The 8,914-nt window shown below is 32.4% G+C and carries 10 protein-coding genes and 1 pseudogene; 9 read left to right on the plus strand and 2 right to left on the minus strand.

The features are described 5' to 3' along the window. Positions 1-12 precede the first annotated feature (12 nt). From FHQ18_RS01445 to FHQ18_RS01485, 9 genes are all read left to right on the plus strand, one after another. A complete protein-coding gene (locus FHQ18_RS01445; protein ID WP_149265389.1) occupies positions 13-1,137 on the plus strand; it encodes an ABC transporter substrate-binding protein in 1,125 nt (374 codons plus the stop codon). Between the two features lie 60 nt (positions 1,138-1,197). Next, positions 1,198-2,061: a branched-chain amino acid ABC transporter permease gene (locus FHQ18_RS01450; protein WP_149265390.1), complete on the plus strand. Its 864-nt coding sequence runs from the start codon at positions 1,198-1,200 to the stop codon at positions 2,059-2,061. After that, a complete protein-coding gene (locus FHQ18_RS01455; protein WP_149265391.1) occupies positions 2,058-2,993 on the plus strand; it encodes a branched-chain amino acid ABC transporter permease in 936 nt (311 codons plus the stop codon). Before FHQ18_RS01450 ends, FHQ18_RS01455 begins: the two co-directional genes overlap by 4 nt. Further along, positions 2,980-3,735, plus strand: a complete 756-nt coding sequence (locus tag FHQ18_RS01460; protein WP_149265392.1) for an ABC transporter ATP-binding protein — start codon at positions 2,980-2,982, stop codon at positions 3,733-3,735. Before FHQ18_RS01455 ends, FHQ18_RS01460 begins: the two co-directional genes overlap by 14 nt. Further along, positions 3,728-4,456: an ABC transporter ATP-binding protein gene (locus FHQ18_RS01465; protein WP_149265393.1), complete on the plus strand. Its 729-nt coding sequence runs from the start codon at positions 3,728-3,730 to the stop codon at positions 4,454-4,456. The genes FHQ18_RS01460 and FHQ18_RS01465 overlap by 8 nt, the downstream gene beginning before the upstream one ends. A 1-nt stretch (position 4,457) precedes the next feature. Further along, on the plus strand, positions 4,458-5,759 hold the full coding sequence (locus tag FHQ18_RS01470; RefSeq protein ID WP_149265394.1) for a phenylacetate--CoA ligase family protein: 1,302 nt from the start codon (positions 4,458-4,460) through the stop codon (positions 5,757-5,759). Positions 5,760-6,064: 305 nt separating this feature from the next. After that, complete coding sequence (locus FHQ18_RS01475; RefSeq protein WP_246798615.1) at positions 6,065-6,637, plus strand: HD domain-containing protein; 573 nt, start codon at positions 6,065-6,067, stop codon at positions 6,635-6,637. A gap of 62 nt (positions 6,638-6,699) precedes the next feature. Further along, on the plus strand, positions 6,700-7,578 hold the full coding sequence (locus FHQ18_RS01480) for a DMT family transporter (protein ID WP_149265396.1): 879 nt from the start codon (positions 6,700-6,702) through the stop codon (positions 7,576-7,578). A 56-nt stretch (positions 7,579-7,634) separates the two neighbouring features. Further along, the gene (locus tag FHQ18_RS01485) at positions 7,635-8,258 is read left to right on the plus strand and encodes a response regulator (protein WP_149265397.1); all 624 of its coding nucleotides are present in this window, start codon (positions 7,635-7,637) and stop codon (positions 8,256-8,258) included. A 16-nt stretch (positions 8,259-8,274) separates the two neighbouring features. Here the strand turns inward: FHQ18_RS01485 and FHQ18_RS12935 are convergent. Both FHQ18_RS12935 and FHQ18_RS01495 read right to left on the minus strand, forming a co-directional pair. Next, positions 8,275-8,601: pseudogene (locus tag FHQ18_RS12935) on the minus strand (response regulator); the annotation flags it as partial. 56 nt (positions 8,602-8,657) lie between these two features. After that, positions 8,658-8,914 (minus strand): EamA family transporter (locus FHQ18_RS01495; protein ID WP_149265399.1); only part of this gene is annotated, 257 nt, incomplete at its 5' end.

Raw genomic sequence — 8,914 nt, forward strand, 5'->3', positions numbered from 1 at the left:
TAGGAGTAGGTCATGAAAAGATTAATACTTATCGCCTTTTTCGTAATTTTTAGTGTTTCTTTATATGCAGAAATAAAAATAGGTGCTTTATTTTCCACAAGTGGTCCTGCCTCTTTCTTAGGACTTCCTGAAAAGCAAACATTGGATATGGTTGTGGAAGAGATCAATAAAAATGGTGGAATAAATGGAGAAAAAATAAAAATAATTTTTTACGATACCAAAGGGATAGATGGTGAAGCAAGAAAAAAGTTTATAAGACTTGCTACAAAAGATAGAGTATTGGCTGTAATTGGTCCTACTAGAAGTGGCTCTACCCTTGCTATCAAAGATCTTGCTAAAAAATATAAATTACCCGTTATAAGTTGTGCTTCAAGTAATAGAATCATCAACCCCTTATACAAAGAGGTATTTAAAGTTGCTCCATCCGATATTCATGCGGTTGAAAAGATTTATGAATACCTTTTATCCAAAGGAATGAAAAAAGTTGCAATAATTACTGCTCAAAGCGGTTTTGGGTATTCCGGTAGAGACGCTCTATTAAAAAAAGCTAAAGAGATGAATATACACATTGTTGCAGACGAAAAATTTAAAGATACCGATAAGGATATGAAAAGCCAGCTTTCAAAAATAGCATCATTAAAACCTGATGCTGTAATATGTTGGGGAGTAGGACCTGCACCTGCAATCGTTGCCAAAAATTTTAAAGAACTTAATATCAACGCTCAGTTAATAATGAGCCATGGAGTTGCTTCTAAAAAATTTATTGCATTAGCAGGTAACGCTGCAGAAAACATTATCTTGCCTGCAGGTAGATTAATAGTGGCTGATCAGCTTCCCGATACTGATCCATTCAAAAAAATGCTTTTAAAATATAAACATGATTATGAGACTAAATTTAACAGCGAAGTTTCCACATTTGGTGGTCATGCATACGATGCAATGCACATCTTGAAAATAGCTTTGGAAAATACTGGTAAAAACAAAAATAAAATAGCTAAGGCCATTGAATCCATAAAAGGTTACAAAGGCACTTACGGTGAATTTAATTTCTCCGAAAAAGACCATAACGGTCTTACAAAAGATGCCTTTGTAATGGTTAAAATTGAAAATGGCGATTGGAAATTAATCCATAAATAGTTTTAAGTAATGAAATAAAAATGAATAAAAATACACAAGTATAAGGTACGTTAAAGAATTATGCAGTTTTTGTATTCTGGTCTTACAACTGGAAGCATTTATACCCTTGTGGCAATAGGGTTTAATATTATATACAATACCACTGGAATAATTAATTTTGCCCAAGGTGAATTTGTTATGCTAGGTGGTATGTTTATATATACCGCCTTGCACTTTTTAAATTTTCCTATTTATATTTCTTTTATCGTTGCACTTATTTCGGCATTCATATTAGGAATGATTGCTGAAAGAATATTTTTTAACAGCATCAAAATAAAAACTGAAATAAATCTCATAACTATAACTCTTGCTCTTGCCATAATTTTGCGTGGTGCTTCTATGATTATTTGGGGCAGAGATTCATTAAAGGTTGATCCTTATATTACTGAAAAAACCGTTGCCATGCCGGGCGGTGTTTTAACTACTAGCAGCCTTCTTGTTATAGTAGTTTCGATTGTGGTAGCTATTATACTCTCTTTTTTCTTCAAATTTACTAAATATGGAAAGGCATTTAGAGCATGTCATAACGATCCTTATGCAGCTTCAAATTGTGGTATAAATGTTAATAAAATAAAAATGTTATCCTTTGCTATTGCTGCCACCATTGGTTGTATTGCGGGAATCCTCATTACCCCTATCACCTTTGTCACATATAATGACGGAATTATGACAGGTTTAAAAGGGTTTTCCGCTGCAATTTTCGGAGGACTTGGCAGATTTTCGGGTGCCATAGTTGGCGGTTATTTTTTGGCTATAGCCGAAAGTTTTTTTGCATCAATACTTCCTTCAGGTTATAAAGATGCTTTTGCTTTTATAATTTTACTTATTATTCTTTTTGCCTTACCAAACGGAATACTTGGGAAAAAGAAAGCCGAAAGAGTATGAAAGAGTTAAACAGAAAGTTTTTTATTTTTAATATAATTTTAATAATAGTGCTTGGTCTTACGGTAAAAAATGATTACTATCTGAGTCTTATTACATATATAATGATAAATGCCGTATTGGCATCAGGTTTAAATATCCTATTGGGATATGCTGGAATCATTTCTTTATGTCAGGCAGCATTTTTCGGTATTGGAGCATATCTCTCAGGAATATTGACCGTTCATTATTCATTTTCACCCTTATTAACCGTTCTGATAGGAATTGTTGCAACATTTTTTGTAGCATTTATAATAGGTTATCCAGCATTAAAATTGCATGGACACTATCTGGCAATGGCAACTTTGGGATTTGGCATGATTATCTATATTTTTGCTAACGAACTGGATATGTTTACCGGAGGTCCTTCAGGATTGGTGGGAATACCATATTTTTCCATCTTCGGTTTCGAATTTGATAATGAAATGAAAAATTTTATTCTGTTTGCCACAATTTACCTCATTAGCTTAGTATTTCTTGAGCTTTTTGATAAATCTTTTATAAGTTATGACTTTCGTTTTATCAGGGAATCAGAGCATGCGTCCAGCGCCTTTGGGATTAACTTCAAAAAAGAAAAAGTTTTACTATTTGCTGTCATAGCTGCTTACTCATCCATGATAGGTTCATTTTATGCCTTTTACTCCCAATTCATAAGTCCATCTTCCATTGGTATAAACTATTCCATTGAAATCTTGGCTATGGCAATAATCGGTGGACTTGGCACAACATATGGAGGAATTGTTGGAGCTGTAATAATATCATTAATACCTGAAGTTTTTGCATCTTTTGAAGATTACGAAATAATCATATACGGTGGAATTTTAGCTTTTTGCATTATATTTTTTCCATATGGAATAGTCGGTTTTTTCAAGAGGTTGAAAATTGCTAAGAACTGAACATATTTCCGTAAACTTTGGTGGAATCAAAGCTCTTGATGATGTAAATATCCGTGTGGAATCAGGAAATATTGTTGCATTGATCGGTCCCAATGGTGCCGGTAAAACCACTCTATTTAACGTCATTACTGGTTTTATAAGCGGATACAGCGGAAAAGTTTTTTTCCAAGATGAAGACATTTCTCACGTGGCTCCAAATGTTATTTTTCAGAAAGGGATCTCAAGAACATTTCAAAACCTGAAAATTATCAATGATGTGACAATAAAAGAGAATTTAATTTTAGGACTATTGAAAAAAAAGATAAAAAAGTATTACTTTAAAAACTTTTTTCGCATGGATAAAAATTTTAGAAAAGAAATTGAACAAACATTAGAGAATACCCTTGAACTTTTTGGAATATCCGAATGGAAAGATAAAACCCCTGATGAAGCTCCTTATGGTGTCCTCAAATATCTTGAGCTTGCAAGAAGTTATCTATCTTCCCCTTCCCTACTCCTACTTGATGAACCTGCTGCTGGTTTAAACAATTTTGAGAAAGAAAAGATGATTGAACTCATAAAAAAACTTAAAAACGAAGGCATAACCGTTTTAATGGTAGAACATGATATGAACTTCATCTCTAGCCTTGCTGACAAAGTTTACTGTTTAAATTTTGGTAAAATAATTGCCGAAGGTTCATATATCGAAGTCAGGAACAATCCAGATGTAATGAAGGCCTATCTCGGAGATGAAGATGCTTAGAGTTACCTCTTTATCCTCTTATTATGGCAAAATCAGGGCTTTAAAAAACGTATCGTTACATATAAAACCCAAGGAGTTTGTATCATTAATCGGCTCAAACGGTGCCGGTAAAACAACACTTTTGAATTCTATAATGGGACATATTCAGAAAAAAGAAGGGGAAATATATTTTAACAATACCGACATAACAAATTTAAAACCTGAAAAAATAGTAAATTTAGGTATAGGTTTTGTTCCTGAAGGTCGAAGAATTTTTACTGATATGACAGTGGAAGAAAATCTCGAAATGGGTGCATTCATCATAAAAAATAAAGATAAAATAAAAGAAAACTTAGAATTCCTCTTTGATATATTCCCTATTTTAAAAGAAAGAAGAAAACAGCAGGCCGGAATGCTTTCAGGCGGTGAACAGCAAATGCTTGCAATCTCAAGAGCTCTGATGTCCAGTCCTAAAATTTTGCTTATGGACGAACCATCCATGGGACTTGCTCCAAAAGTAATCACTGAACTTTACGAAAAATTATCTCTTTTAAAAAATGCTGGGCTTACAATTTTTCTCGTGGAACAAAATGCCAAAATTGCTTTGAAGTATTCTGATAGAAGCTATGTTCTTGAAAACGGACGAATTATTTTACAAGGGAAAAGTAGTGAATTGTTGCAGGATAATGAACTTTTAAGAGCTTATTTAGGTAAAGAATACAAAGAGAAGTGGGAGAGATAAAATGAGAATGTGGCAGATGAGTGAAGAAACAATTTCTTTATCAGAATTAAAACAACTTCAATTAGAAAGACTTCAATCTACTCTAAACAGAGTTTATAATAATGTGGAGTTTTATCATAAAGTATTTAATAAATATAAAATTACACCAGACGATATAAGGTCACTCGAAGACATCAAAAAACTTCCTTTTACCACAAAACAGGATTTAAGGGATAATTACCCTTACGGGATGTTTGCTGTACCTTTAAAAGATATTGTGAGAATTCACTCATCAAGTGGAACAACCGGTAAGCCCACAGTCGTAGGATATACAAAAAGAGATCTTGAAACCTGGAAAAATCTTGTTGCAAGAATTATGGTGGCCGGCGGTGTTACTAAAGAAGATATAGTTCACATTGCTTTTACTTATGGTCTTTTTACTGGAGGATTCGGTTTGCATTATGGAGCGGAGCATATCGGAGCAAGTGTTATCCCTGTTTCAAGCGGAAATACAAGAAGGCAAATTATGATAATGCAAGATTATAGAAGTACTGTTCTTATTTGTACTCCATCTTACGCACTGCATATAGCTGAGACATTAGAATCAATGGGACTATCTAAAGATGATTTGCATCTAAAATACGGCCTTCTTGGTAGTGAACCGTGGGGAGAAAAGATAAGGAGCGAAATAGAAACCAAGCTTGGTATAATTGCTACAGATAATTATGGACTTAGTGAAATAATAGGTCCAGGAGTTTCTGGTGAATGTCTTTATAAAGATGGATTACATATAAATGAAGATCATTTTTATGTGGAAGTTATAGATCCAGATACTGGTGAAGTATTACCGGAAGGTGAAAAAGGTGAACTGGTTATCACCACTCTCACAAAAGAAGCAATGCCTTTAATCAGATATAGAACAAGGGATATTACAAGAATTTACAGAGATAATTGTAAATGCGGAAGGACATTTATCAAAATGGAAAAACCTTCTGGCAGAACGGATGATATGATTATTGTAAATGGTGTAAACATTTTTCCATCACAGGTTGAAGAAGCCTTAAAAGAAATAGAACATACTACCCCACACTTCATGATATATGTTAAAAAGAAAGGTGCTCTGGATATGATGGAAATACATCTTGAAGTATCTGAAAACCTGTTTTTTGATGAGATGAAAAGACAAAAAGAAATTCTTGATCAAATAACTGATAGACTCTTCAATTATCTCGGAATTAAACCTAAGGTAAAACTTGTAGAACCAAAATCTTTAGAGCGTTTTGAAGGAAAAGCAAAACGTGTTGTAGATGAAAGACATCAATAATAAACTTGTTTTCTCTTATTGCTAACACCGGCAAAGCAATCATAAAACCATAGGAGTGACTCCTATGGTTTTATTTGTTCAAGGTTAAATGTTTAAGGTTTAGGTTTAGGTTTAGGTTAAGGTTAAGGGAATTGGAAAATGATAAATGTTAGAATATTGGAACGTTGAACTTTTTCTACTTCCTTTTTTCCCTATTTCTCAACTTCATTTAATGTGTGTGAATAGAGCAATTTATAAAATGTGGAGTAACTCCATTAAAACCATTCTTGAGATGTTTTGAGTTTTGTGTTAAAGGAGTTTAAATGATGGACAGGATAGTAGATTTCTTTTTTGAAACAGGTATTTTGCAACAAATTCAACGTAGCGGTATACCATTTCTTGGAAGTGGTAATCAAACCATTGCTTCTCATGTATTTAGAACTACAGTAATTGGATACATACTTGCTAAAATGAAAAACATTAATCCTTATAAAGTAGTTCTAATGTGCCTCTTTCATGACATAGAAGAATCAAGAACCGGAGATTTAAATTATCTTCAGCAAAAATACGTAAAATCTGATGATATAAAAGCACTAAATGATGTAATTAAGGATTTGCCAGGCAATGATGAAATAGCTTCTTTAATAAAAGAATTTGAGGAAGGGAAAACTCTTGAAGCTCAACTTGCAAAAGATGCTGATACCATTGAACTTTTGCTTTTTCTCAAAGAAAATCTCGATAATGGAAATAATCAGGCAGCAAACTGGATAAAGCATATTAGAAAAAGACTCATAACTGATATTGCTAAAGAACTTGCTGAAGAAATTTTGGTAAAAAATTATTTTGACTGGTGGTATAATATTGATACTGATTGGTCAAAAGGTTCAAAAAGGTGGTAAATCAACATCTCTTTATTTAATTGATGATTGATTTTTTTCAATAATCTATTAATATCCGCTTAATGCTAAACAAAGAAATCAAGGGAGCCATCTTTATTTTAATTGCTGCAATGCTGTGGGGTACCACCGGCACAGCACAGGGGCTTGCCCCTGAAAATGCATCCTCAGCAGTGATTGGAACATTAAGAATCTTGATTGGTGGTTTTGCTCTCTTGTTAATTGCAATTTTAAAAAATGGGTTTAAAGATTCTCCGCCATGGCCTAAACTCTTAACACTCACTGGCATGGCAGGAGTAGCTCTATATCAAATAACCTTTTTTTATGGTGTCAAGTTTGCGGGTGTTGCTGTAGGAACTGTAGTAGGTATTGGCAGTGCTCCCATATCTGCAGGTATTTTATCTATTTTATTTTTAAAAGAGAAAATTCAAAGAAAATGGTACATCAGCACAACTCTCGCATTAATAGGATTACTTTTTATAAGTTTTGGTGGGAAGAAATATGACTTAAACTTTAACTTCCTTGGAATATTATTAGCATTAATGGCAGGCTTTTCTTACTCTTTATATACTTTGATTAGTAAAAAACTTCTAATATATCATAAGGTAGATGCAGTTATGGCGGTGCTTTTTTTAGGTGGGGCAACTCTTCTTTGCCCAATTCTTTTTTTTCATGACAACAGTTGGATTTTTACACCGAGAGGTATTGCTATTTCACTTCATCTAGGGCTCTTCGCAACTGCAGTCTCTTACATGTTTTTTATCAGAGGACTAAAGTTTGTAAAAGTTTCTACCACTGCAACATTATCTCTTATGGAACCTTTAACAGCAACAATATTGGGTATCACTATCCTTAAAGAAAAACCTAACCTATATTCTATAATAGGTATTATTTTTATATTTATAGGTATATTTATACTAACTTTTGATAAAAAAATTAATTAATCTAAAATTTACCACATCTCCTTTACACATTATTTGTCCTATGTTATCATAACATTATGAAAATTCTATATATTGAGGACAACAAAAATAATTTACTTTTAATAAAAAAAATCTTAAAGGAAATATTTCCCGATTTTGTAACAGCTAAATCAGGTAAAGAGGGGTTAAAGCTTTTATTAACAGAATCCCCTGATATTGCATTAATTGATTTAAATCTACCTGACATTAATGGCTTTGATATAATTGAGAACCTAAAAAAAGAAAACATTTTGGATAAAATAACAGTCATTGCCATTTCAGGTTATACTGACAAACATACAATAAAGTCGGTATATGAAGCAGGCTTTGATGGTTTTATTGAAAAGCCTGTTAATATTGACAAGATGGTTGAATATCTAATTAAAGTTCACAATACCAGATGTTATAAAAAAGACCGAAACCGGATAAAATCAGAAAAAAGCAAACAAGAAAACAGTTCAAAACTTCAACATAACTTTGATAGTATAATTGAAAGTATATCTCATGAATTGAAAACCCCCATAACCTCATTAATTCATGAGATATACTTTCAATTATACTATCAAAGTTATGTTGAAGTTTTGAACTGTTTTCTTGTTTGCTTTTTTCTGATTTTATCCGGTTTCGGTCTTTTTTATAACATCTGGTATTGTGAACTTTAATTAGATATTCAACCATCTTGTCAATATTAACAGGCTTTTCAATAAAACCATCAAAGCCTGCTTCATATACCGACTTTATTGTATGTTTGTCAGTATAACCTGAAATGGCAATGACTGTTATTTTATCCAAAATGTTTTCTTTTTTTAGGTTCTCAATTATATCAAAGCCATTAATGTCAGGTAGATTTAAATCAATTAATGCAATATCAGGGGATTCTGTTAATAAAAGCTTTAACCCCTCTTTACCTGATTTAGCTGTTACAAAATCGGGAAATATTTCCTTTAAGATTTTTTTTATTAAAAGTAAATTATTTTTGTTGTCCTCAATATATAGAATTTTCATAATGTTATGATAACATAGGACAAATAATGTGTAAAGGAGATGTGGTAAATTTTAGATTAATTAATTTTTTTATCAAAAGTTAGTATAAATATACCTATAAATATAAAAATAATACCTATTATAGAATATAGGTTAGGTTTTTCTTTAAGGATAGTGATACCCAATATTGTTGCTGTTAAAGGTTCCATAAGAGATAATGTTGCAGTGGTAGAAACTTTTACAAACTTTAGTCCTCTGATAAAAAACATGTAAGAGACTGCAGTTGCGAAGAGCCCTAGATGAAGTGAAATAGCAATACCTCTCGGTGTAAAAA

It is taken from the genome of Deferribacter autotrophicus (assembly GCF_008362905.1).
In the GTDB taxonomy this organism is placed as follows: Bacteria; Chrysiogenota; Deferribacteres; order Deferribacterales; family Deferribacteraceae; genus Deferribacter; species Deferribacter autotrophicus.

Coding starts and splice junctions, on each gene's coding strand:
- FHQ18_RS01445 (WP_149265389.1), top strand. CDS start 13: ATGAAAAGATTAATACTTATCGCCTTTTTCGTAATTTTTAGTGTTTCT.
- FHQ18_RS01450 (WP_149265390.1), top strand. CDS start 1,198: ATGCAGTTTTTGTATTCTGGTCTTACAACTGGAAGCATTTATACCCTT.
- FHQ18_RS01455 (WP_149265391.1), top strand. CDS start 2,058: ATGAAAGAGTTAAACAGAAAGTTTTTTATTTTTAATATAATTTTAATA.
- FHQ18_RS01465 (WP_149265393.1), top strand. CDS start 3,728: ATGCTTAGAGTTACCTCTTTATCCTCTTATTATGGCAAAATCAGGGCT.
- FHQ18_RS01470 (WP_149265394.1), top strand. CDS start 4,458: ATGAGAATGTGGCAGATGAGTGAAGAAACAATTTCTTTATCAGAATTA.
- FHQ18_RS01475 (WP_246798615.1), top strand. CDS start 6,065: ATGGACAGGATAGTAGATTTCTTTTTTGAAACAGGTATTTTGCAACAA.
- FHQ18_RS01480 (WP_149265396.1), top strand. CDS start 6,700: ATGCTAAACAAAGAAATCAAGGGAGCCATCTTTATTTTAATTGCTGCA.
- FHQ18_RS01485 (WP_149265397.1), top strand. CDS start 7,635: ATGAAAATTCTATATATTGAGGACAACAAAAATAATTTACTTTTAATA.